Consider the following 474-nt stretch of genomic DNA (forward strand, 5'->3'; position numbering starts at 1 on the left):
TTCTCATATAACTTCTGATCATCTATCTGCTCATTTATATCTCCTGTATCATTTGTACCTGTACCACCCTCTGCTATCACATCGTTTTTAATTGTATTAATCTCTCCTTCCATTAATCTTTGCGTATGCTCAAGCGCCTTCTTCATATCTCCCATCCTGCTCCATATATTCTTTTTCTTAATATCCTCAGACAAAAACTCAAAGTCTATCTTTTCAAAATCTATCCGCTGCAACTCATCTATGCTAAATCCAGTGCAATTTGGTGACTCTACATCTCCCCATCCCTTATTTATTAATCCTTTATCCCTAGACTGCTTATTTATCTCCCTCGCTATTTTCGAATCATAACAACAATATGTTGTTCTTTTTATTATGCACGCTCCCAATACTCTACTACTACAAAACGTCCCAATTTCTACACACCTTTCTTCCTGCTTCATCTTCGCCAGATTCTTATCTCTTGCGCTACATTTT

The 474-nt window shown here is 36.7% G+C and carries 1 protein-coding gene; it reads right to left on the reverse strand.

Annotated elements, in window-relative coordinates; translation table 11 throughout:
• Window positions 1-440 (reverse strand): conjugal transfer protein TraN (traN, locus tag L8D11_RS05460; protein ID WP_236870653.1); only part of this gene is annotated, 440 nt, incomplete at its 3' end.
• Window positions 441-474: the final 34 nt, after the last annotated feature.

Origin of the sequence: Candidatus Bandiella numerosa (genome assembly GCF_021811875.1) — a bacterium.
GTDB classification, from domain to species: Bacteria; Pseudomonadota; Alphaproteobacteria; order Rickettsiales; family Midichloriaceae; genus Aquirickettsia; species Aquirickettsia numerosa_A.